This window comes from Candidatus Pelagibacter sp. Uisw_090, assembly GCF_047717845.1.
GTDB lineage: Bacteria > Pseudomonadota > Alphaproteobacteria > Pelagibacterales > Pelagibacteraceae > Pelagibacter.
Genome location: NZ_CP159810.1, coordinates 1,008,184 through 1,032,253, shown reverse-complemented (window position 1 = coordinate 1,032,253; position 24,070 = coordinate 1,008,184). Strand labels below are relative to the sequence as shown.

The window sequence follows — 24,070 nt, the reverse complement described above, 5'->3', positions numbered from 1 at the left end:
AAAATGATATTTAAACTAAAAAAGCAATAAGGAGACATAAATGTTAAGTGTATATTTAGCAGGTGAAATTCACAGTAATTGGCGAGAGGAAATTATTCAACTTTGTGAAAAGGAGAAGTTAGATGTTAAATTCACATCTCCCATCACTGATCATGAGGCATCTGACAATTGTGGTGTAGAAATCTTAGGTGCTGAAGAAAAAAATTTTTGGAAAGATAGAAAAGGCGCTAATATTAATTCCATTCGAACCAAAAAATCTATTCAAGATTGTGATGTAATTATTGTTAAGTTTGGTGAGAAATTTAAGCAATGGAATGCAGCATTTGATGCGGGATATGCTACGGCACTTAATAAATCTATGATTGTTATTCATAACGATGATCATCAACATGCTCTTAAAGAAGTGGATGGCTCTGCTGCTGCTGTTGCTTCAGATCAAAAACAAGCTTTTCGTATATTGAAATATATATTGGAAGGTTCCTTAAAGTAATGAAAACTGCTTTGTTATTTGGCTCATCCGGCTTAGTTGGAGGGCATCTTCTTAATCAATTAATTAAGGATATTAATTATTCTAAAATAAAATTATTTGTTCGTTCAGTTCCTGAAATTAGTGATCCAAAAGTAGAGATTATTAAGACTGATTTTAGTAATTTAAAAAATAACAAAGAAGATATCAAAGGAGATGATTGTTTCGTTTGTATTGGTACAACAAAAAAAAATTCACCTGATAAAGATGAATATAAAAGAGTTGAACTTGATATTCCTAAAGAAGTTGCAAAAATTGCAAAATCAAATTTGGTTAACTCATTTATTTTTGTCTCTGCATTATATGCAAACCCCAAGAGTTCGGGAGACTATGTAAGATTCAAAGGACTGGTTGAAGAAGAATTAAAAGAACTTAATTTTCCAAAACTTGGAATAATGAGACCATCTTTTTTAATAGGTAATAGAAAAGAAAAGAGAGCAAGTGAAACAATAGGTATTTTTGTATTTAAGTTACTTTCTCCATTACTTTTAGGTCCTTTAAAGAAAATGAAACCTATTCATTCCGAAACAGTTGCAAGAGCAATGATAGCTGTTATTCAAAATGATATTCAGCAAACTATTTTTGAGTCTAACGAGATATCAGAAATAAGTAGTTAGTATTTTTAAACTAATCCAAGTCTAATTACTGAGTTCCCAGCATCTATAATGCTATCTTTTGCAGGTTTAAATTTCATACCCAATAAATCTTCAGAATATGAAGTATTAGTCTGCATTAAAATGCCAAGATCAGGCAACATAATCTTTACAGAAGAATCTAAGTAACCGATCAATTTAACCATAAAATTTGGCATTTCCTTTTTTGGAAGTTTTTTTGCATACTTTGGAAATGCTTCAGCCATAATTTTAGAAACTTCGAGCATTTTTTTTACTTCTGAACCAATAATTAAACGTCTTCCATTAACCTTAGGATTTTTTATAGATAAAACATGCGCTCTTGCTACATCTTTAACATCAGAAATTAATATTCCAAAATTTGGAGCCATAGGATATTTTCCTTTAAGGAAAAGTTCAACATAACTAGTTGAGGTATTTGTTTTTTTATCTAAAGCATCACCAAAAACTCCTCCTGGATTAATTACAGTTAATTTGTCTTTTAACCCTTTGCTTTCCATTAATTCCCATGCAGCTTGTTCAGCTTTTGTCTTTGATGTAGTGTAGTCATTTGATCCACTCCAATCAGTATCTGACCAATCACTTTCCCCAAAATTATATGGGTTTGTTCTGTTAGGTTTTTTAAACATAGCTACTATTGATGAAGTAAGAATTATTTTTTCAACATTAGCTTCTATACCAGCATTTAAAACTCTTAACGCCCCACCTTTAGCAGCTGGAACTAAAGCTTCTCTATTTCTTGAACTTTTCATAGGGTAGGGAGACGCAGTATGTATAATATATTTACAATCTTTAGCAGCCTCAACCCAACCATCATCTTTTAATAAGTCCAATTCAACAAATGATAATTTATCTGTTGAAACATATTCGCTTAGAGTTTTCTTTGTTTTATCTAATGAGTTTTGGCTTCTAACAGTTCCTAAAACTTCATATCCAGAATTTAATAATTCAATTGCTATATGTTTTGCAATCCAGCCGCTTATTCCAGTTAATAATACTTTATTTGTCATTTTGTTGTTCCTTTTTAATTAAATTTTTGTTTTGATACATATGGACATAAATAATCTTTTATCAACTAATTATAAACTTACTAGTCACTTCAAAGTTACTTAAATCATGACTGGTCATTTTTTGTTATTAGTTTAAAAAAGAGATATGGAAAAAATTAATCAAAAACAATCATGTCCTTTTTCAAACGTTATGGAATTATTAGGAGGAAAATGGAAAATTTTTATTATTGCAAGAATCTATGAAAATAAGAAAATAAGATTTAATGAGCTTAAAAAAATAGTAACTAATATCAGTTCCCAAGTTTTGGCAAGAAAACTTGATGAAATGAGAAAAGATGGTTTGGTTGTTAAAATTATTAATAAATCTCAAAACGTAGAATATAAATTAAGTGAATTTGGAAATTCAGCAATACCAATAATATCTGCTTTAAAAAAATGGAGCTTAGGTAGGAAAAAAGAAATTTCTAAAATAGTAAATATTTAAGTTAGTGAGATAAGAATTTTTCAGCTTCAAGTGCAGCCATACAGCCCATACCAGCAGCTGTAACTGCTTGTCTGAAAGTCTTGTCTTTAACGTCACCTGCAGCATAAACACCAGGGATATTAGTTTCTGTTAAATCTGGTTTAGTTAATAAATAACCTTCTTTATCCATATCTAATTGACCTTTAAAAAGAGCCGTTGCTGGATCATGACCAATTGCAATGAATAAGCCATCTATTTTCATTTCTTCAATTTTATTAGTTTTTAAATTTTTAACTTTAATCGCTGTAACATTTTTAGGTTCACTATCACCAATAACTTCTTCAACAGCACTATCCCAAATTATTTCAATTTTTTTATTTTCCATTAATTTCTTCTGAAGTAATTTTTCTGCTCTTAAAGTATCTCGTCTATGAATTAATTTTACCTTCGATGCAAATTTTGTAAGAAACATTGCCTCTTCTACTGCTGCATTTCCACCACCAACAACTGCCACAACTTTTTCTTTAAAGAAAAAACCATCACATGTTGCACACGCTGAAACACCAAAGCCTCTATATGCTTGTTCTGATTCTATATTTAACCATCTTGCCTGAGCACCTGTAGAAATAATTATGCTATCTGCAGTATATTTTTGTCCACTATCACCAACTGCTTCAAAGGGTGTAGATTTTAAATTTACTGATCCGATATGATCTTCAATCATTTCTGTACCAACTGCTTTTGCTTGGTCTCGCATTTGATCCATTAACCATGGACCTTGAATTACATCTGAAAAACCCGGGTAATTTTCCACGTCTGTTGTTGTAGTTAATTGTCCACCTGGTTCAGAGCCGTATACTAAAACAGGGCTTAGCATTGCTCGAGCAGCATACACAGCAGCTGTATAGCCAGCCGGACCTGACCCTATTATTAACACTTTTGTGTGTTTTGTTGGATTTTCACTCATGCAGAAGTTATATAAGGATAAATGACAAAATTAAAAGGGATATTATTGACTGAGGGTATGCATGGCATGATTAGTCAAGTAGAGGGTTTAGCTAAAGCTTTAGATATAGATTTTACACACCACAAGGTTGAACTAAATCATTTATGGAAATTAATTCCACCAAATCTTAGCCCTGTTTCACAGATCGTGTTTAAAAAAATTGATCATGATGATTTTGATGTGATTATCTCCTGCGGACGAAAAAGTGTTATTCCATCAATTCATTTAAAAAAAACATCAAATAAAAAAGTATTTAATATCCATATTCAAGATCCAAAAGTAGATTTAACTCATTTTGATTTTATTGTAGCTCCAGAACATGACGCAATAGAAGGGTCGAATGTCATTACTACAAAAGGAGCGATTCATTATCTTACAGAAAATGAGATAAGTGAAAATAAAGATTATCTAAATTCATTTATTAAAAAAGACGAAAGAAAAATTTGGACCTTAATAATGGGTGGTCCCACCAAGTATTATGATTATTCAACTAAAAATATGAAACATATTTTTACAGCATTATATAAATTGTTAAAAAAACATGACTTTCAACTTGTGGTAATTCCCTCAATGAGAACACCAATAAATACTATTCATTATGCAAAAGAATTTTTTGGTGAAAATCACACAATAATAATGGATGTTGATAAAAAAGCTTATCTATCAGCCCTAGCAATTTCTGAAAATATTATAGTTACATGTGACTCTAGTTCTATGATTTCAGAAGCAGCCTTGACTGGTAAACCAATCTATATAGCTAGTATTTTGCCTAAAAAAAATGACAAAAGATTTCAAAGATTTAGAAATTTATTTAGAGAATTAAATATAACTAGAAATTTAGGAGAAGTGGTTGAAAATTGGTCCTATCCAAAACTTGATGAAACTAATAGAGTAGCAAATATTATTAAACAAAAAATTAATTCTTAATGTCATTCTTAAATTCAATTAAAAATCAGACAAAAAAATATGAATTTCCTTTTGATCACTGGGAATACAATAATGCTCTATCAGATGGGGCCATTGAGGAAATTATTAAAGCTGATATTCCAGATGTAAGTAAGCACAATCTTAATTATGATGGAACCAGAGCAATTGATGGTGGTGCTGCAGAGTTTAGAGAGGGAATAGCATCAGGCGGAGAGGCTATAAAATTTAGATGCTTTGTAACAAATGAAAATGAAAAACAATTTCCAAACCTGGTAGAATTTATTAAAGAACTTCAATCCAAGGAAGTTCATGGAACTATTTCAAAAATGATCGATAGAGATTTATCGAACTCTTATGTTAGAGTTGAGGTTATTTGTGATAGGGAGGGGTTTTGGTTAAAGCCTCATTGTGATATTAAAGAAAAACTGATGTCAGGGTTAATATTTGTAAATAATTCTAATGAATCTGAAGAGCTTGGAACAGATTTTTATAATGAAAAATTAGAAAAGGTTAAAACAGTTCCTTACAAAAATAACTACGGATATATGTTTACAAGTGGCCCAAACACTTGGCATGGTATGGAAAAAAAGAAAATAGTTAAAGAAAGACGCTGTTTACAAGTTAATTACGTCTCTTTTCCGACGGATTGGAAAGTTAAGTAGTATTAAATTTGTAGAGACTTGTATCTATCACCATCGATAGGGCGTACACTTAGTTTTTTTAGATACTGCCAGATAATTTTACACTTCATTACTTAGGCAATAATTTTTTAGAAAACAACTTTATTAGAATAGCTCATCATTCATGCTTTTTGTGTGGGTTATGTGTTGGATTTATTATGATTATAAAAGACATAGTTAAACAAGGAATACCAGAAATAGGTAATATTTTACCTTTAAAAAAAAATAATATTATTCCAATAAAAATTAGTAAGACTATAGAAATAGTCATAGTTCCTAATTTGGGTGAGATAAATTCACATCAAGATAACGTTGGAATCATTATAGAAGAAAAAAATGTTCTAAGGATTTTATCTAAACGATATAAAAATGTTTTAATTACTGAAATTAATTCAGAAGAAGATCTTGAAGCCCTGGTTAAAAGAAAGCCTGATTTAGTATTCTCTGGTGTTAAGTATTTCTTTTTTAATAATAGAAAAATATGGCTAAATGATTATTTAGAGATGTTTGAAATTCCATATATCGCCTCAAGTAAAGCAGCCCTTGATAATGAAAGTGATAAAAATAGAGCAAAGAAGATTATGCAAAAAAATAATATTAGAACTGCAGATTTTTTTATAACAAACCCTGGTGAATACTTAAAAGAATCTTCAATACCAATAAAATTTCCCCTTTTTATAAAACCAGTAACTGGTGGAGACAGTAGAGGTGTAGATAAAAATTCAATTGTATTTAATTTTGAAGATTTTACATCAAAAGTATTAGATATTAAAATAAAACAAAACTCACCTTCTTTAGTTGAAACATATTTAGCAGGAAAAGAATATAGTGTGGGTATTTTTGAAGATAGCATTGATGGAACTTTAAGAGCTATGCCAATTGAAATTATCGTAAAAGAAAATGTAGATGGTCATTGTATTCTTGATTTTAATGTTAAAAAAAATGATGAAGAGAGTGTAATTCTTGTTTCTGATATTGTAGTTTTTGACAAACTTTCTAGATTAGCAAAAGATTCCTTTAAAGCTTTAGGTGGAAAATCTTTAGGTAGAATAGATATTAAAATGGATCACTTAGGTGTTCCTCATTTTATAGAAGCAAATTTAATGCCAGGTCTTCGAAAAGGTTATTTCTATAGATCGTGTGTTTTAAACCTTGATATGAGTTACGAAGATATGATTTTTAGTATTGCAAATACTGGCTTGTCTTCACATTAGATATCTTGAAGTGCAGTTACTGTGATCTCTTTTGTTTTTAAAGATCTAATCCCCATTAAGCAAGCTTGAGCAGTAGACATGTTCGTACAATAAGGAACTTTGTTACCTAGTGTTGCTCTTCTTAGAGCCATTGCATCATGCAGACGATGCTCACTATTTCCACCACCTGTATTAATAACTAAAGCAATTTTTTTAGAATTTAGTACATCAACAATGTGAGGTGATCCTCCACTAACTTTGTTTATTGTTTTGCATTTTATTCCATGTTTACGAATGTAATCTGCAGTTCCACCCGTAGCACACAAAGTAAAATTTAATTTTATTAATTGTTTTGCTAAATCTACACCTTCATCTTTATGACCATCTTTGAGAGAGATAAATGCTAAACCTTTTGTTGGTAATGAGTTTGAAGCAGCAATTTGGCTTTTTGCATAAGCCATACCAAAATCTTTATCAAATCCCATAACTTCACCTGTTGATTTCATCTCAGGCCCCAATAATAGGTCACTATTTGGGAATTTATTGAAAGGAAATACAGCTTCTTTAACTGCAAACAAGTTTTTATTTTTACCTTTTAAATTAAATTTAGATAATTTTTCACCAGCCATTACTCTTGAGGCAATTTTTGCAAGAGGTAATCCTTTGGCCTTAGATACAAAAGGAACTGTTCTGCTTGCTCTTGGATTTACTTCGATTACATAAATTTCATCATTCTTAATAGCAAATTGAATATTCATAAAACCTTTAACATTTAAAGCTAAAGCCAATTTTTTTGTCTGAACTTCTATTTCAGTTATCAGCTTTGGTTTAATAGATATTGGAGGTAAAGAACATGCAGAATCTCCAGAGTGAATACCCGCTTCCTCAATGTGTTGCATGATACCCGCAACAAATACTTCTTTGCCATCAGATATCGCATCAACATCTACTTCCATAGCGTGACTAATAAACTTATCTATTAATATTGGATTATCCTCTGCAGCTTTAAATGCTTCTTCTACAAAGTTTTTTAATTGGCTTTTCTCATGAACAATTTCCATCGCTCTTCCACCTAACACATAAGAAGGCCTTACCATTAATGGCAGACCAATTTTTTCAGCAATTTGAATGGCTTGCTTGTAAGTTTTGGCAATACCACTCTCTGCTTGTTTTAATTTTAATCTATCAAGTAATTTTCTAAATCTATCTCTGTCCTCAGCTAAATCTATAGAGGTGTACTGCGTACCTAAAATTGGAAGCTTGTTATCATGTAAAAATTTAGCAAGTCTTATAGGAGTTTGTCCACCAAACTGAGCAATAATCCCCACAAGGTTTCCTTTTTGCTGTTCTTTTTTAATAATATTATAAACATACTCTTCTTTAAGAGGTTCAAAATAAAGTCTATCACTTGTATCGTAGTCTGTTGAAACTGTTTCAGGATTACAGTTAATCATTATAGTTTCAAAACCACTATCTTTAAGAGCATAACTTGCTTGGCAACAACAATAATCAAACTCAATTCCTTGGCCTATACGATTTGGTCCACCCCCTAAAATTATGATTTTTTTTCTTGAAGAAGGTTCTGCTTCACACTCTGAATTCAAAGCAAAATTTCTTTGGTATGTTGAGTACATATAAGGTGTGAAAGATTTAAACTCAGCAGCACAAGTATCTACTTTTTTGTAAACTGGTAACACTTTTAAAGCAGTTCTTTTTTTTCTAACAAGGTTTTCAGGAATTTTGGTAATTTCAGATAATTTTTTATCAGAAAAACCTATTGATTTAATTCTATTAAATTCATTGTAGTCTTTAGGGAGACCTTTTTTTTGAATTTTATTTTCCTCATCAACAATTTCTTTTATTTGTTCTAAGAACCAAGGGTCTATTTTGCAAAGCTGGTGAATTCTTTTAATATTCATTTTTTTTCTAAACGCTTCAGCAACTAATAATATTCTGTTTGGAATATTTTTTTTCAATTCTTTCTCTATTTCTTTTTTGTTAAGTGAAAAAATTCGATCTAAGCCTGAAAAGCCAATTTCAAGAGAAACCAATGCTTTTTGCAGAGATTCTTTAAAGTTTCTACCAATTGCCATCGCTTCACCAACTGATTTCATTGAAGTTCCAAGAATTGCCTCAGAAGTAGAGAATTTTTCAAAGGTAAACCTTGGTATTTTGGTTACCACATAATCAATACTAGGCTCAAAGGAGGCAGGTGTTGTTTTGGTAATTTCATTTTTTAACTCATCAAGTGTGTAGCCAACAGCTAGTTTTGCTGCAACTTTTGCAATTGGAAACCCTGTTGCTTTAGATGCAAGTGCCGAAGACCTAGAAACTCTTGGGTTCATTTCAATGATAACCATTCTGCCATCTTTAGGATTGATTGCAAATTGAACATTTGATCCACCCGTTTCTACTCCAATTTTTCTAAGACAAGCAATTGAGGCATTTCTCATAACTTGGTATTCTTTATCTGTAAGTGTTAGGGCGGGTGCAACTGTAATTGAATCTCCAGTGTGAATTCCCATTGGGTCTATGTTTTCAATAGAACAAATAATAATACAATTGTCTTTTTTATCTCTGACAACTTCCATTTCAAATTCTTTCCAACCCTCAAGGCATTCTTCAATTAAAATTTGGCTAACAGGGGATTCGTGTAAACCATCTTTAACTATTTTTAGATATTCTTTTTCAGTTTTGGCAATTCCTCCACCCAAACCACCCAAAGTAAATGCAGGTCTAATTATTGCAGGTAATCCAATTTGTCTTAAAGCTTTTGCAGCATCTTTAATATGATTTACTACCTTAGATTTTGGTAAGTCCAATCCAATATCTAACATATTTTTTCTAAATTTTTTTCTGTCTTCTGCATTAGAGATTGCCTTAGAATTTGCACCAATTAACTCAATCTTATATTTTTTAAGAATTCCTTTTTTCTCTGCTTCCATTGCTAAATTCAAAGCAGTTTGGCCACCCATTGTTGGTAAAATTGCATCTGGTTTTTCTTTTTTTAGAATTTTCTCTAATACTTCTAAAGTTATAGGCTCAATATAAGTTTTATCTGCAACCCCAGGATCTGTCATGATAGTTGCAGGATTAGAGTTAATTAAAATAACTTTATAACCCTCATCTTTAAGGGCTTTACAGGCTTGTGTACCTGAGTAGTCAAACTCACATGCTTGACCTATGATAATTGGTCCAGCACCAACGACTAGTATAGTTTTAAGATCTTTTCTTTTTGGCATTTTTTTTTATGTTGTTAATAAATTCTTCAAATAAGTAAACACTATCTTGTGGACCAGGGTTTGATTCAGGGTGATATTGAACAGAAAAAACAGGTTTATTTTTTAATCTAATTCCCTCAATGCAATTATCAAATAAAGATTTATGGGTTACTTCAATATTTTTTGGTAATGTTGCCCTTACAATTTCAAAGCCATGGTTTTGACTGGTAATTTCGACATTATCTTTAATTAAGTTTTTAACTGGATGATTAGCACCTCTATGACCAAGTTTCATTTTTTTGGTTTTTGCACCAAGCGCTAAGGCTAGAATTTGATGACCAAGACAAATACCAAAAATAGGTAAATTATTTTTGATTAATTCTTTAATGATTTCAATTGCATATTTTCCAGTTGCCGCAGGATCGCCAGGACCATTAGATAGAAAAATACCATTTGGATTTAATTTTAGTATGTCATTTGCATTGGTTTTACACGAGACTACAGTTACTTTGCAGTTAAGGTTTGAAAAGTATCTTAAAATATTTTTTTTAATTCCATAATCAATTGCCACAACATGAAAAGAGTTTTTTTTATTTTTTGAATAGCCAGTTTCTTTTTTCCAAGTTTTAAAACCAGGCCATATATAATTTTTTTTTGTTGTAACTTGCTCTGCTAAATCTAGATTTTTTAGTCCACTCCATTTAATGGTAACATTAACCAATTTATTGATATTAAAATTACCCTTCTTAGAAAAAGAAATAGTTCCTTTGGGTGCGCCTTTATCTCTAATAGAGTTAGTTAAACTTCTAGTGTCTAGACCTGTGATCCCTACAATTTTATTTTTTTTTAACCATAAATCTAAGTTAATTAAAGATCTATAATTTGACGGACTTGTTATTTCTGAATTAAAAATTACACCTTTAGTCCAAACCTTGTCAGATTCTAAATCATTTTTATTAGCCCCAACATTACCTATGTGAGGAAATGTAAAGTTGATTATTTGTCCAGCATAAGAGGGGTCCGAAATAATTTCCTGATATCCTGTTAGCGAAGTATTGAAACACACCTCACCAGTAGCCACCCCTTGATATCCAATGCCTACACCTTTAAAGATAGTCTTATCTTCAAGAACTAAAATACCTGTGGGAATCTGTGAGATTTTGTGTGAGCTAATTTTTTTTGCTTTTTTGATCAATTACAACTCATGAGTTAAAGGTTAATACAATAAAAGCTTAATTATCGCAACACAGATGTATTATAAAATTATAAAAAAACAATTTTTCTTTTGAAGAATTTTATCTTTGAAGTACATTGAAAATTATTATGACATTGAGAGAAACAATAGAAACAAACTACAAAAGTTCTTTAAAATCAAAAAATAAGATGGAAATCTCAACCTACAGGTTAATTTTATCTTCAATTAAAGATCTAGATATTCTCAATCGATCTGGAGCGGGTAAGAGAGAAACAGATGATGGGGATGTAAAGAAGCTTTTGAAAAAAATGATTAAGCAACGAGTCGAATCAATCGAAATCTATACAAAGAATGACAGGAAAGATTTATTAGAAGTGGAGCAAAATGAATTTGATCTCTTGTCTAGTTTTTTACCCAAACAACTAAATGAAGAAGATACAAAAAAAATATGCATTGATACAATAAGTAAGTTAGGTGCAGAATCCATTAAAGACATGGGTAAAGTAATGGGTGAACTAAAAAAATCATACCCAGATAATTTAGATTTTGCTAAAGCTGGTCCATTACTTAAAGAACTATTAAATAAATAATGAAATATCCAAAAGAGTATTTAGACGAAATAAAAACTCGTTTAAAAGTCTCAACAGTAGTTTCTAAATCTGTTAGTTTAAAAAAAAGAGGTAAAGAGTTTGTGGGTCTATCTCCTTTTAAAACAGAAAAAACACCCTCTTTCACAGTAAATGATGAGAAGGAATTCTATCACTGTTTTGCAACATCCGAGCATGGAAATATTTTTGATTTTGTTATGAAAACTCAAAACTTGAAATTTGGTGAAGCTGTTAAAGCTCTGGCAAATCTTGCAGGAATGAGACCTTATACATTTTCAAAGCAAGATGAAGAAAGGGAAAAAAATTGGCAAGAGTATTGTTCTATTTATAATCAATACGTTCAATTTTACCACGATGAAATTTTAAAAAACGAAAGTTTAACCATTGCCAGAGATTACTTAAAAAAAAGAAGTCTTAGTAAAAATGAAGTTAAAAATTTTAAAATTGGATTTGTAGAAAGGAATTCTAACTTTTATGAAAAATTAAAAAATGATTTTAGCGAAAAAGTTTTAGTTGAAAGTGGACTTTTTTACCTAGATGAAAAAAAAAATACATATGTAGAAAGATTTAGAGACAGAGTTATATTTCCAATTAATAATATCTCGGGTCAACCTATAGGATTAGGGGGGAGAACCATTCAGCAGAATACTTATTTAGCAAAATATATTAATTCACCTGAAACGCCTTTTTTTAAAAAAGGTTCAAACTTGTATAATTTAGATTTAGCTAGAAAATTATCTAATAAAATAGATCACGTATATCTTGTAGAGGGCTATATGGATGTTGTTGGCTTAAGTAAGAATGGAATTGCAAACGTTGTTGCAAATTTAGGAACCTCTTTAACTGACAGGCAAATTTTAATTCTTAATCAATTTTTTGACGACATAATTATTTGCTTTGATGGTGATGAGAGTGGGTATAAAGCAGCACTTAGAGCGGCTGAAAATTCAATTAAAGAATTACAGCCAGAAAAACAAATTTCGTTTCTTTTTTTACCAGATGGGGAAGACCCAGATAGTTATGCAAACAAAAATGGTAAGGCAAACTTTATTGATTTTACAAAACAGGCAAAAATTTCAATTCATCAATTTATATTTAATCATTATAAGCAGCAAACAGATAACAACCCTTCGTCGATGGCTATATTCGAAAAAAAATTGAGATCTATTGCTGGAACTATAAAAGATGATTTTATTAAAAAGTATGTACTTGAGTTTTTTTTAGAAAAAATCTCATCATTAACACCGCATAGCAATGTTGGTAAAAAACAATTTTATACTAAAAAAATTAAATCATTACAATCTACGCAAAAACATTTCAATGAAAGTAAGCTGTTAAGCGGAGTAGAGCTTAAAGAGTTTTCATTGCTTTATTTGATAATGAATAATTTAGACATATTTCAAGAAAATATTCATTTGATTGAAAATATAGAATTATTTAGTGATGATAATAAATTAATTCTTGAAACACTTATAACAAAATTAAAAAGTGGTGAAAAGCTGACCCTTCAAGAAATACCAATTGACCCACAATTGACTGAAAAAATTTTTAAATTTGCTTCCATTAAGCATATTTTAAATAGCCATCAAAATGATCAAAATAAGATGTTTGAATTATTAGAGGAAGTTTCAAGAGACCTTAAAAACTATGATTTAGAGTTCAGAATTGAGGAGCTTGAATCGAAGTTTTCTAAGGATTTAAGTGAAAACACTTTTAATGAAATAAGAGAGCTAAAAAAACAAAAAAACATCAATTAAAACAAACAAAAAATACATGGATTTTTCTAAAATTGCGCTTATATAAGTCATCTCAAATATACTATTGTGGAAAGAATAATTACAAAATCATTTGCTAGACTTATGGGTCGTGGAACCCATAGAGGATTTATAACTTTTGACGAGTTGAATAAATCTTTAGGTAAAAGAAATCTTTCAGACGAAAATCTAGAACAAGCATTTATGCACATCCTGGATGAAAATGTTGCCTTAGTAGAAAAAAAATCTGATTTTAAGGTTTTAAGAAAAAAAGAAAATTCATCAAAAGAAGAGGGTAAAACTATTGAAAAAAGTGATGACCCAATAAGAATGTATTTAAGAGAGATGGGTGGAGTTGAACTTTTATCTCGTGAAGGAGAAATTGCAATTGCAAAAAGAATAGAAGCAGGAAAAGATGTGATGTTAATCGCGTTAGCACAAAGTCCTATCACAGCCCAACAATTTTTTGAATGGGATGAAAAACTTCACAAAGATGAAATTTTAGTTAGAGAAATTATAGATATTGATACCAATTATATGGAAGATGCAAGTACAGGTCCGAGTGCTAAGCAAAGAAATTCTGGAGAAACAGATAAAAATGAAGAAAGCAATGATGATGATGAGTTTAATCCTACACTTGCTGCAATGGAAACTGAGATTAAGCCTAAAGTCTTAAAAACTGTTAATACATTAACTAAAGAGTATGGAAAATTAATTAAATATCAAAAAGAAAAATTAGATTGTATTTTAAATTCAGTAATTTTTTCAACAGCTAAAGAAAAAGGATACGAAAAAATTGTAAGTGATATTCTAGAAAACATTAAATCACTTCAACTATCTCCATCTGTAACAGAAGAATTGGTTCAAAAACACTATGTTGAAAATAAAAAGATTGTTTCATTGGAGGGAAACCTTTTGAGATTGGCAATGGATCAAAAAATACCAAGAAATGAGTTTATTAAGTTTTATATAGGCAATGAAATAAATCCAAATCTTAAAAAGTTTCTTGATACCAATCCTATGTGGAAACAGTTTTTTTCTAAAAATAAAGATGAGTTTAAAAACATAAGAGAAAGACTGATTGAGATAAGTCATAAGCTCGGAATTTCTGTTACAGATTATAAAAAATTAGTTAGTAGAATTCAAAAAGGTGAAAAAGAATCTAGAATAGCAAAAAAAGAAATGGTTGAAGCTAACTTAAGATTAGTAATTTCAATTGCAAAAAAATATACCAATAGAGGTCTTCAATTTTTAGATCTTATTCAAGAAGGAAATATCGGTCTTATGAAGGCTGTAGATAAATTTGAATATAGAAGAGGTTACAAATTTTCAACTTATGCCACATGGTGGATAAGACAGGCCATCACAAGATCTATTGCCGACCAAGCACGAACAATAAGAATTCCAGTTCATATGATTGAAACAATTAATAAAATTGTGAGAACTCAAAGATTAATTTTAAGTGAGTTTGGTAGAGAAGCTACTCCAGAAGAACTAGCTCAAAAATTAAGAATGCCTTTAGATAAAGTTAGAAAAGTTCTAAAAATTTCGAAAGAACCTGTTTCTTTAGAAAAACCAGTGGGTGACGAAGAGGACAGCAGTCTAGGAGATTTTATTGAGGACACAAAAGCTTTGGCACCTTTAGAGCAAGCGATTAAATCTAATTTAAGTGAAGCGACTACTAAAATTTTATCAACTTTGACGCCAAGAGAAGAGAGAGTTCTAAGAATGAGATTTGGTGTTGGAATGAATACAGATCATACTCTTGAAGAAGTAGGTCTACAATTTTCAGTAACTAGAGAGCGTATCAGGCAAATTGAGGCAAAAGCGCTTAGAAAATTGAAACACCCAAGCAGATCCAAACAATTAAAAAGCTTTTTAGAAAGTTAAAATTTCAAAGGGACTGTAGCTCAATAGTAAAGGGACTGTAGCTCAATAGTAGAGTACTGCATTGACATTGCAGGGGTAGTTGGAGCGTAACCAACCAGTCCCACCATTCTTAATATTTTTAGCTATGCTAGACATCTGTTACATTATAATATATTTAAAGCTTAATTTTTAGGGCCTGTAGCTCAGTTGGTTAGAGCAGTACACTCATAATGTATTGGTCCCAGGTTCGAGTCCTGGTGGGCCCACCAAAAATTATCTTTTATTCTGTGATTATTTAATGAATTCTTTTAAAGAAGCAAAAAGAGCATTGATATCTCCATCATTACTTTGAATTATAGAGGAGAACTCTTCTTTTTGAGTTCTTGCAAGGCTTAAACCTTCAATGATCAAGTTCATTATTAAGGGGTTGTCAGGATTTTTTGTACTAACTCTCCAATCAATTTTAACTTCGGGCCTTTGTTCTGTTGAAACTAAAATACTTGAAACCATTGTATAATTTTTATTTAATTTTTTTTTAGAAACTACCTCTATCTCTGGATTTGAATACTCAGCAAGCCTACTAGAAAAACTTTTTAAGAAATATTGTCTAAATAAAATTTTGTATTCTATCATCTGACCATCTGTAATCTCATTCTTGTAAGATCCTAAGGTATAACGGCCTATACCATCAATATCTACAGTTTCACTTGCAATCTCTTTAAGTTTTTCTATTTTTTTTTCTATTGAATATTTATTATTTAATGCTTCAGAGGCTCTGTTTACTGTTGACTGAACAAATACATCTGGTTCTATTGAATAAGAATAATTAACACTAATTATATTAATAATAATGAAGGTAAGTAACGTTAAAAACTTTTTTGATCTCATTAAGTTTTTTAATTTATTGAGTTTCTATTTCTTCCCAATCACTGTCATTTTGGGTTTCAGTTATTGAATTAGAGTTGGCTATTTTTTGTTGTCTATCTTGTAAATACAAACTTCTAACTGAAGCATAAAAATCCATAGAGTTTTTTTCTAGATTATTTAATGAATCTATATTTTTTGCTCTAAAATCTATTCCAGTTCCTAATCTTGATGCGTAATAATCAAAATCAGAAAAATGTTGAGTATTATTAGCTACAGTTACATTGTACCAAACATCTCCACCTAATACATTTGCAAATGATCCAACGGTATCTCTAACTGTTGATGGTCCCAAAACAGGCAAAACAATATAGCACCCTGCGCCAACACCCATTGCACCAAGTGTTTGACCGTAATCTTCTTTTTCGTATCCTGGAAAACCAATTTTTTTAGCTACATCAAATAATCCTACAACTCCGACTGTTGTATTCACAATAAATCTACCCGTGTTAATCCCAGCTTTTTTAAATTCTCCTTGGAGAATATTGTTTGGTATTGTTAAAAGTGTAGAAAGATTATCTAGTGTATTGCTTGTTCCAGCTCTAACCGGAGAAGGTAAAATTCTGTAGGTTTTTGCAACTGGTTCAAAAATTACACTATCTAAAACTTGGTTTAATTTAAACGTTGCTCTGTTTAAATTCTCAAAACAATCTTTAACATGTCCAGAATTTTTTTTAGATAAGCTGTTTTCACCATCTGTGCCAGCACTCACACTTGAAGCTAATATTAAGCTTATTAAAGATGTCATTAAAATTTTTTTCATATTACCTGATTATATAATGTATATTATGTTAAAGTAAATCTAGATTTAGCTCTAAATATGTCGCAAAAATGGCTTTAAAAACATTATTAAATTATTCTCCAAGCTTTAATCCTAAAAAAAGAATCTCAAAGCAAATCAAGTTGATTATCTTTCATTATACTGGAATGAAAAATGAATCTGCTGCTGTGAACAGACTCACGGATATACAATCTGAGGTTAGTTGCCATTACTTAATTAAAAATAATGGAGAAATTGTCAAGATGGTGCCCGATTTATATGTAGCTTGGCATGCTGGCAAATCTTCATGGAGGAATTTTAAATCTTTAAACCAAAATTCTATCGGAATTGAGATTATAAATCCAGGTCACGAGTTCGGTTACAAAAAATTTTCTAAAAAACAGGTTACTTCTCTTTTAAAGCTAAGCAAATTTTTAATAGACAAATATAAGATTAGCCACAAAGGTATTTTAGGACACTCGGATATAGCACCAGAAAGAAAAAAAGACCCTGGAGAAAAATTTCCATGGGAGTATTTATCTAAAAATAAAATAGGTTTATGGCACACATTAAAGAAACAAGAGTTGGTGAAAAATAGAAATTTTAGAACTAACCAAATAGAAAAAAAAATTTTTCTTAATAATTTGTTTAAGATTGGATATTCAAAAAAAATTCCAAAAGATCTAAATAAAGACAGATATTTAAAGGACATAATCAGAGCTTTTCAAAGAAGATTTAGACAAGAGTTAATTGATGGTAAAATTGATAGAGAATGCTTGCTTATTAGTAAAAATCTTCTCAAGAGATATAATTAAATTTTTCTTGAAGTTCTATGGTTTAGTAATAAATTGCTTTCGCTAGATGAACGACTTGTCGCTTTAATTTATTTAAAGAGGAAAGTCCGGGCTCCGCAAAGACACAGTGCCAGGTAACACCTGGCGGGGGAAACCCTAGGGATAGTGCCACAGAAAATATACCGCCATAACATGGCAAGGGTGAAAAGGTGTGGTAAGAGCGCACCGGTTCTATTGGTAACAATGAACGCTGGAAAACCCCACTGGGAGCAAGACTAAGTAGAGATGACATTGTTGCAAAACTAAAAGCCGTCTTTGGCTAGTCATCAGGGTTAGTTGCTTGAGCTTAAGAGTGATCTTAAGCCTAGAGAAATGATAGGTTTAAATGACAGAACCCGGCTTATAGTTTGTCTAGCAAACTTATCCACAAGAAACATTTTCTAAATGTATGAATGTTCACCTTTTGATTCATAATTGAATCATTTTTGTTCTTATTTTTAGCCCTAGAATTATATTGAGTTGAAGCTAAAAATTGATTTTAGACTTAATGAAGATACATAAAAGTTATACACAATTATTAACAAATAGGTCCAAAACGAACATATTGACACTATAGTTAAAAACCCATATTGTCCCATATATTCCCAAATATGGAATTTATGAAATATAAAAAATATGTTTTTATCTACTTACGAGAACAAAATAGACAAAAAGGGAAGGGTGTCTGTGCCTGCTAGTTTTAGGTCTCACCTTTCTAACTTAGGGTACAATGGTGTTATCTGTTATCCCTCATTTAATAATCAGTCTATAGAAGCCTGTTCACAAGATAGAATTGAAAAACTTTCTACAAGTATAGACTCATTAAGTCCGTTCGAGGAAAAAAGAGATTATTTTGCAACATCAATTTTATCTGAAAGTATAAATTTACAATTTGATAGTGAAGGTAGAATTTCATTATCAACAAAATTATTAAAACATGCAAAAATAAAAAACAGCATGTTCTTTGTTGGCCAGGGTCAAACATTCCAAATATGGGAACCTGCAGCATTTGAGAAATTTAAGATCAACGCAAGAAAAAAAGCAAATCTAAATCGTGCAAGTCTTAAATGGGAAAAACATTTTAATAACAATGAGGGGAAATAAAAATGACAATTAACTTTAAATCACCAGAAATAAAAGAATTACAACCAAGACTATTAGTAGTCGGAGTTGGCGGAGCAGGCGGAAATGCACTTAATGAAATGATTGATAATGGACTTCAAGGAGTAGAGTTCATAGCAGTAAATACAGATGCTCAAGATTTAAAGTTAAGTAAAGCTAAAGCAAGAATTCAAATTGGCCTAAGTTTAACAAAAGGTTTAGGTGCTGGAGCAAAGCATGACATTGGTCAGGCAGCCGCAGATGAGTCTTTGAATGAAATTGTAAATACGCTTCAGGGTGCAAACATGGTTTTTATAACTGCCGGCATGGGTGGTGGAACTGGAACAGGTGCTGCACACGTTATTGCAAGAGCGGCTAAAGAATTAAATATTTTAACAGTAGGTGTTGTGACACTTCCTTTTTTATATGAAGGACCTTCAAGAATGAGAAGAGCTCAACAAGGTTTAGAAGAATTAAGAAAACATGTGGATACAATTATTGTAATTCCAAATCAAAACCTATTTAAAATTGCAAACGAACAAACTACATTTGAAGAATCGTTTAATCTTTCAAATAATGTTTTAATGCAAGGTGTGCAAAGTGTAACTGATTTAATGGTTAGACCGGGCATAGTTAATTTAGATTTTGCTGACGTTGAAACTGTAATGGCTTCAATGGGTAAAGCTATGATGGGAACTGGTGAAGCTGAAGGAGAAGGTAGAGCAGCAAAAGCAGCAGATATGGCAATTAGCAATCCATTAATTGATGACTACACTTTAAAAGGTGCCAAAGGATTATTGGTAAATATTACTGGTGGTAAGGACCTTAAACTTTTTGAAGTTGATGAAGTAGTAAACAAAATAAGAGCTGAAGTAGACCCAGAAGCTGAAGTTATTATTGGAGCTATCACTTCTGCAGATCTTGAAGGAAAAATCAGAGTTTCAATTGTTGCAACAGCACTAGACGGACAACAACCAGAAAGTAAATCTGTAATCAATATGGTTCATAGAATACAGAATAGAAATCCTGGTTATTCAGACTTCAATGCTGCAGGTTCAGCACAATCATTTAACTTCTCACCTACAATGACTAGCCCTATTTCTCATGGCGCTAATGCATTGAAATTGGAAAATGAAATTATTGCAGAACCAGTTACAAATAACCCTGCATCAGAAATTATGAGTGAACAGGCTGCTACAAATGAAGAAGTTGGGAGTATTATTGAGGAAAATCAATCAAATGATTATGAACAATCTTTTTCAGAAGAAGAGCATAGTGCCACTAATGAAATTGAAGAAAACAACTCAACAGAAGAAGATCATATTTCTAATGGACTTGAAAATTTTGGTGTAGAAGGTGAAAGTGCTCCAGATTTATTTAGTTCAGACAATGAAAGTACAGAAACAGAAGGATTATTATCCACAGAGATTAATGAAAATATTTCTGAAGATGATGATCTAGAAATTCCAGCATTTTTAAGAAGACAAAAAAATTAATGGTTTTCAAAAAAATACATGATAGCCACCATAATACCAGATGTGAGAAGTCACTATCCGGTATTGCTAACTGAAATAATTAGCATTATTACCCCTCAATATGGTGGCACATTCATTGACTGCACGTTTGGTCAAGGCGGATATACAAAGCGAATTCTAAACTTTGAAAAGACAAAAGTTATTGCTCTTGATAGAGATTTAGAAAGTTTAAAAAAGGCTGAAGAAATTCAAAACGAATTTAAAGATAGATTTTTATTTAAAAATATTAAATTCAGTGAATTAAATAATTTAAAGTTAAAAAATGAAAACATAAAAGGAGTAATTTTTGATTTAGGTTATTCTTATACACAAATAAAAGATCCTAAAAAAGGACTCTCTTTTGAGACTATTGGTGAACTTAACATGAAGATGGGAATAAATGATTTTTCTGCAAAAGAAGCAATTAATAATTTAGAGGAAAAAGAGCTTGCTCAAATATTTAAATATTTTGGAGACGAAAAAGATAGCAACAGAATAGCACATAATATTGTAGAGGATAGAGCAACCAGAAAAATAACAACAGAAGAACTGGTAAGAATCATTGAATCATCAAAACGAAAAAAAAATTTAAAAACACATAGTGCAACAAAAGTTTTTCAGGCATTAAGAATATTTGTTAATAAAGAAATTAGTGAGTTAATTTATGGATTAATTAATGCAGCAAAAGTTGTTAAAAAAGATGGCGTGATAGCAGTTGTCACATTTCATTCACTAGAAGATAAAATAGTAAAATATTTCTTTAAAAGTTTATCAGAAAATAAAAGCGTTTCTCGATATATGCCAAAGGTTGAAGAGCAGATTAATTTATTCAAATCTATTAATAGAAAACCAATTGTTCCATCTGAAAAAGAAATTCGAGAAAACCCACCCTCTAGGTCAGCAAAATTGAGATATGTTATTAAAAAAGAAGACTTTTACAATTTTGAAACAGATATTTTAGAGAAGTTTGATCATCTAATTAAAATTGAAAATTTTTCTAAAAAATTATGAAGAAAGTAGTATTTGCAATTATTTTTGTATTAATCCTAGCCACATCATTAGTAAAAAATTCTACAAAAGAAATAGAGGATAAAATTTTTATGGTAAATGAAAATATTAGACCTTTAAAATCAGAGTTAGGAGATTTGCTTTTAGAGTATAATTATTTAAGCTCACCAGATAAATTAACTCAATATCAAACTAAATATTTTGAAGAAGATTTAATAAAAATTGATATTACAAAAATCAAAAAGCTTACAAAAAAAAACAATCATATAAAAGTAAGTGACTTTATAGAGAAAATTATTGATGAACGATAAAAGAAATAATGTTTTTTTAGAGGAGTATGAAAATGAATTTTCATATAAGAAAAGTAAAACAAATCTAAATATAGAATTTAATAGAATTGCCTTTATTTTCTTTGTATTTTTAGTAATTTCAACAATCTACTCAATACAACTTCTCCATTTAGGGTCATTAAAGATAGAGAGTGAAATTAAGTCTTTAATTACAAAAAAAAACTACAGAGCAGATATAATAGATAGAAATGGAAACTATTTAGTTAAAACAGTTAGTTCCATAGATATTGGGATTAATCCTATAGAAGTGATAGATAAAAAAAAACTTTTAATTAATTTGCAGTTAATATTCCCAAATAAAAATTACATTGAGATATCAAAAAAACTTAAAAAAAATAAATATTTTTATTTAGAAAAAAAAATAACGGCAGATGATTATGAAAAAATAATGATGCTTGGAGATAAGTCAATTAAGTCTGAAGAAAAATTAACAAGAATATATCCTCATAAGAATCTTTTTAGTCATATTATTGGGCAAATAGATGATGACAATAATGGAATATCAGGTTTAGAAAAATCTTTTGATAATAAATTAAAGCAAATAAAAAAACCACTTCAATTAACTGTGGACACCGACATACAATTTTTAATTAGGGAAGAGTTAATAAAGTTTCATTCGGTATTTAGAAGCAAGGGCAGTACGGCAATTTTAATGAATGTTAATAATGGAGAGATTATTTCAATGGTTTCATATCCAGACTTTGATCTTAATAAAAGAGAAACAGTAAGTGATGTAAATTTTATAAATAGAGCTACTAAAGGTGTTTATGAATTAGGATCAGTTTTTAAAACCTTTACAGTAGCGGCAGGGTTAGAGGAAGGTTTAATTAAAACAGATACAGAATTTTTAAATTTAGAAAAAAGACTAAAATGTGGAAAAAATATAATTTCAGAATATGATAAAAAAATTCCATCAAATCTTACGGTTGAGCAAATTTTAATTAAATCAGGTAATATAGGCTCAGTTAGAATCGGGCAAAAACTTGAAATTGACAAATTAAAATTATTTTTGGAAAAAATAGGTGTTTTAAATAAAATAGATTTTGATATTGAGGAAGTTGGTGAACCAATTCCTTTTAGATGGGGAAAATGTAAACTAGCAACAGTCTCATTTGGACATGGTATAACTACAACGCCGCTACAACTAGCAAAAGGTTACGCAATTATTGCAAATGGGGGCTTTAAAATTAAACCAAGTCTTATTAAAAAAACTTTAGAAGACAATCAAAATAAAAAAAGAATTATCAAAGAAGGCATTTCAAAACAAATAAATGAAATATTAAGAAAAATTGTAGCAACAAAAGAGGGTACGGCAGGATTTGCAAATATAAATGGATATGAGGTTGGTGGCAAAACAGGAACAGCAGAAAAAGCTATAATTGGAGGCTATACACGAAAAGCAAAAATAAATACTTTTGCATCCATATTTCCAACATCTAAGCCTAAATATGTAATGGTAGTATTGCTAGACGAACCAAAAACATCTGAAGACTATATTTATGAATATAAGAACAAGAGCGGGTCTTATAAAGGGACACCATTTAATACTGCTGGATGGACATCGGTTGAAGTTGCTGGAAAGATTATACAAAAAATCGGGCCTATTTTAGCCACAAAATATAAGGAAAATTAGCTCATTCATGATCATTGGGAATTTTATTAAAGGAATAGAATTAAAACATAGAAATCATTATTTTTCGGGTATTTGTTTTAATAGCCTAAAGTGTAAAAAAAATAATATTTTCTTTGCGATAAAAGGAATCAAAATAGATGGAAATAAATTTATCAACCAAGCGATTCAAAAGGGTGCAAAAACTATTATTTCCAATCAAAAATTTGAAGGCATAAAAAAAAACATATTATTTATAAGATCTTCAAACGTAAGAAAATCTTTATCTGAATTTGCTTACACAATTTATAAAGTCAAACCAAATAATATAATTGCAGTAACAGGAACAAATGGAAAATCTTCAGTCGCTGATTTTTATTTTCAAATTTTAAGATTAAATAAAAAAAAAGTAGCATACAATTGGAACCCTAGGTGTTAAAACGCAGAACTATATAAAAAAAGTTTCAAACACAACTATTGATCCAATTGCCTTAAATATAATTCTGAATAAACTTAAGAAAGAAAAGATTAATGATGTTATATTGGAGGCATCTAGTCATGGACTTAAACAGAATAGATTAGATGGTTTGAGGTTTAAAACAGGTATATTTACAAATTTATCTCATGATCATTTAGATTATCACAAAACATTTAGTAATTATCTTAAATCAAAATTATACCTTTTTGAAAAATTACTCAAAAAAAAAGCTAACATAATTACTGATATAGAAATTCCTCAATATAAGAAAATTAAAGAAATAGCCTTAAAAAATAAATTCAATATTGAAACAATTTCAAATAATAATAGTAATTTAGAAATAATTTCTCATGAATATCATAACGAAAAACAAATAGTTAAAATAAGATATAGATAAAAATATTTATAA

23 protein-coding genes, 2 tRNA genes and 1 other RNA gene are annotated in these 24,070 nt (G+C 30.1%); 20 read left to right on the top strand and 6 right to left on the bottom strand.

Annotation, left to right across the window (positions count from 1 at the left end; all coding sequences use genetic code 11):
* Positions 1-40 precede the first annotated feature (40 nt).
* Both ABXT58_RS05645 and ABXT58_RS05640 read left to right on the top strand, forming a co-directional pair.
* On the top strand, positions 41-490 hold the full coding sequence (locus ABXT58_RS05645; RefSeq protein ID WP_271483063.1) for a YtoQ family protein: 450 nt from the start codon (positions 41-43) through the stop codon (positions 488-490).
* Positions 490-1,143: an NAD(P)H-binding protein gene (locus ABXT58_RS05640; RefSeq protein WP_415303698.1), complete on the top strand. Its 654-nt coding sequence runs from the start codon at positions 490-492 to the stop codon at positions 1,141-1,143. Before ABXT58_RS05645 ends, ABXT58_RS05640 begins: the two co-directional genes overlap by 1 nt.
* A gap of 5 nt (positions 1,144-1,148) precedes the next feature.
* On the opposite strand, the gene ABXT58_RS05635 is transcribed toward ABXT58_RS05640, so the two are convergent.
* Positions 1,149-2,168, bottom strand: a complete 1,020-nt coding sequence (locus ABXT58_RS05635) for an NAD-dependent epimerase/dehydratase family protein (protein ID WP_415303697.1) — start codon at positions 2,166-2,168, stop codon at positions 1,149-1,151.
* 145 nt (positions 2,169-2,313) lie between these two features.
* Between ABXT58_RS05635 and ABXT58_RS05630 the strand changes: the two genes are divergently transcribed.
* Positions 2,314-2,652, top strand: coding sequence for a winged helix-turn-helix transcriptional regulator (locus tag ABXT58_RS05630; protein WP_415303696.1), 339 nt, complete (start codon positions 2,314-2,316; stop codon positions 2,650-2,652).
* Position 2,653: 1 nt separating this feature from the next.
* Here ABXT58_RS05630 and trxB read toward each other — a convergent pair whose 3' ends face one another.
* Positions 2,654-3,598, bottom strand: a complete 945-nt coding sequence (trxB, locus tag ABXT58_RS05625) for a thioredoxin-disulfide reductase (protein ID WP_415303695.1) — start codon at positions 3,596-3,598, stop codon at positions 2,654-2,656.
* 21 nt (positions 3,599-3,619) lie between these two features.
* Here trxB and ABXT58_RS05620 point away from each other — a divergent pair, with 21 nt between their 5' ends.
* The 3 genes from ABXT58_RS05620 to ABXT58_RS05610 all read left to right on the top strand — a co-directional run bounded on the left by ABXT58_RS05620 (position 3,620) and on the right by ABXT58_RS05610 (position 6,458).
* Positions 3,620-4,564, top strand: a complete 945-nt coding sequence (locus ABXT58_RS05620; protein ID WP_415303694.1) for a mitochondrial fission ELM1 family protein — start codon at positions 3,620-3,622, stop codon at positions 4,562-4,564.
* Positions 4,564-5,226: a hypothetical protein gene (locus ABXT58_RS05615; protein ID WP_415303693.1), complete on the top strand. Its 663-nt coding sequence runs from the start codon at positions 4,564-4,566 to the stop codon at positions 5,224-5,226. Before ABXT58_RS05620 ends, ABXT58_RS05615 begins: the two co-directional genes overlap by 1 nt.
* Positions 5,227-5,402: 176 nt before the next feature.
* On the top strand, positions 5,403-6,458 hold the full coding sequence (locus ABXT58_RS05610; protein ID WP_415303692.1) for a D-alanine--D-alanine ligase: 1,056 nt from the start codon (positions 5,403-5,405) through the stop codon (positions 6,456-6,458).
* On the opposite strand, the gene carB is transcribed toward ABXT58_RS05610, so the two are convergent.
* Positions 6,455-9,679 (bottom strand): carbamoyl-phosphate synthase large subunit, encoded by a 3,225-nt coding sequence (carB, locus tag ABXT58_RS05605; RefSeq protein ID WP_415303691.1) that lies wholly within the window; start codon positions 9,677-9,679, stop codon positions 6,455-6,457. The genes ABXT58_RS05610 and carB overlap by 4 nt on opposite strands.
* Positions 9,657-10,853, bottom strand: a complete 1,197-nt coding sequence (gene carA, locus ABXT58_RS05600; RefSeq protein WP_415303690.1) for a glutamine-hydrolyzing carbamoyl-phosphate synthase small subunit — start codon at positions 10,851-10,853, stop codon at positions 9,657-9,659. The genes carB and carA overlap by 23 nt, the downstream gene beginning before the upstream one ends.
* A gap of 128 nt (positions 10,854-10,981) precedes the next feature.
* Here carA and ABXT58_RS05595 point away from each other — a divergent pair, with 128 nt between their 5' ends.
* The 5 genes from ABXT58_RS05595 (at position 10,982) to ABXT58_RS05575 (ending at position 15,353) form a co-directional block, all read left to right on the top strand.
* Positions 10,982-11,443, top strand: coding sequence for a GatB/YqeY domain-containing protein (locus ABXT58_RS05595; RefSeq protein WP_415303689.1), 462 nt, complete (start codon positions 10,982-10,984; stop codon positions 11,441-11,443).
* Complete coding sequence (dnaG, locus tag ABXT58_RS05590; protein ID WP_415303688.1) at positions 11,443-13,218, top strand: DNA primase; 1,776 nt, start codon at positions 11,443-11,445, stop codon at positions 13,216-13,218. The genes ABXT58_RS05595 and dnaG overlap by 1 nt, the downstream gene beginning before the upstream one ends.
* A 66-nt stretch (positions 13,219-13,284) precedes the next feature.
* A complete protein-coding gene (gene rpoD, locus ABXT58_RS05585) occupies positions 13,285-15,105 on the top strand; it encodes an RNA polymerase sigma factor RpoD (protein ID WP_415303687.1) in 1,821 nt (606 codons plus the stop codon).
* 31 nt (positions 15,106-15,136) lie between these two features.
* A tRNA-Val gene (locus ABXT58_RS05580) sits at positions 15,137-15,211 on the top strand.
* A gap of 65 nt (positions 15,212-15,276) precedes the next feature.
* Positions 15,277-15,353 (top strand) — tRNA-Ile (locus ABXT58_RS05575).
* Between the two features lie 22 nt (positions 15,354-15,375).
* Here ABXT58_RS05575 and ABXT58_RS05570 read toward each other — a convergent pair.
* Positions 15,376-15,972: an MlaC/ttg2D family ABC transporter substrate-binding protein gene (locus tag ABXT58_RS05570; RefSeq protein ID WP_415303686.1), complete on the bottom strand. Its 597-nt coding sequence runs from the start codon at positions 15,970-15,972 to the stop codon at positions 15,376-15,378.
* A 13-nt stretch (positions 15,973-15,985) separates the two neighbouring features.
* Positions 15,986-16,771 (bottom strand): VacJ family lipoprotein, encoded by a 786-nt coding sequence (locus ABXT58_RS05565; protein ID WP_415303685.1) that lies wholly within the window; start codon positions 16,769-16,771, stop codon positions 15,986-15,988.
* A gap of 68 nt (positions 16,772-16,839) precedes the next feature.
* Here ABXT58_RS05565 and ABXT58_RS05560 point away from each other — a divergent pair, with 68 nt between their 5' ends.
* From ABXT58_RS05560 to ABXT58_RS05520, 9 genes are all read left to right on the top strand, one after another.
* The gene (locus ABXT58_RS05560) at positions 16,840-17,583 is read left to right on the top strand and encodes an N-acetylmuramoyl-L-alanine amidase (protein ID WP_415303684.1); all 744 of its coding nucleotides are present in this window, start codon (positions 16,840-16,842) and stop codon (positions 17,581-17,583) included.
* A 42-nt stretch (positions 17,584-17,625) separates the two neighbouring features.
* Positions 17,626-17,981, top strand: an RNA gene (gene rnpB / locus ABXT58_RS05555) — RNase P RNA component class A.
* A gap of 256 nt (positions 17,982-18,237) precedes the next feature.
* On the top strand, positions 18,238-18,705 hold the full coding sequence (gene mraZ / locus ABXT58_RS05550) for a division/cell wall cluster transcriptional repressor MraZ (RefSeq protein ID WP_415303683.1): 468 nt from the start codon (positions 18,238-18,240) through the stop codon (positions 18,703-18,705).
* Between the two features lie 2 nt (positions 18,706-18,707).
* The gene (gene ftsZ, locus ABXT58_RS05545) at positions 18,708-20,198 is read left to right on the top strand and encodes a cell division protein FtsZ (protein ID WP_415303682.1); all 1,491 of its coding nucleotides are present in this window, start codon (positions 18,708-18,710) and stop codon (positions 20,196-20,198) included.
* An 18-nt stretch (positions 20,199-20,216) separates the two neighbouring features.
* Positions 20,217-21,227, top strand: coding sequence for a 16S rRNA (cytosine(1402)-N(4))-methyltransferase RsmH (rsmH, locus tag ABXT58_RS05540; protein ID WP_415303681.1), 1,011 nt, complete (start codon positions 20,217-20,219; stop codon positions 21,225-21,227).
* Entirely contained in the window at positions 21,224-21,535 is a 312-nt protein-coding gene (locus tag ABXT58_RS05535) for a cell division protein FtsL (RefSeq protein WP_415303680.1), read from the top strand. Before rsmH ends, ABXT58_RS05535 begins: the two co-directional genes overlap by 4 nt.
* Positions 21,525-23,207, top strand: a complete 1,683-nt coding sequence (locus ABXT58_RS05530) for a peptidoglycan D,D-transpeptidase FtsI family protein (RefSeq protein WP_415303679.1) — start codon at positions 21,525-21,527, stop codon at positions 23,205-23,207. Before ABXT58_RS05535 ends, ABXT58_RS05530 begins: the two co-directional genes overlap by 11 nt.
* 7 nt (positions 23,208-23,214) lie before the next feature.
* Entirely contained in the window at positions 23,215-23,622 is a 408-nt protein-coding gene (locus tag ABXT58_RS05525) for a Mur ligase domain-containing protein (RefSeq protein ID WP_415303678.1), read from the top strand.
* Positions 23,603-24,058 carry a Mur ligase family protein gene (locus ABXT58_RS05520; protein ID WP_415304920.1) on the top strand — a complete coding sequence of 152 codons (456 nt, stop codon included), beginning with the start codon at positions 23,603-23,605 and terminating at the stop codon, positions 24,056-24,058. Before ABXT58_RS05525 ends, ABXT58_RS05520 begins: the two co-directional genes overlap by 20 nt.
* Positions 24,059-24,070: the final 12 nt, after the last annotated feature.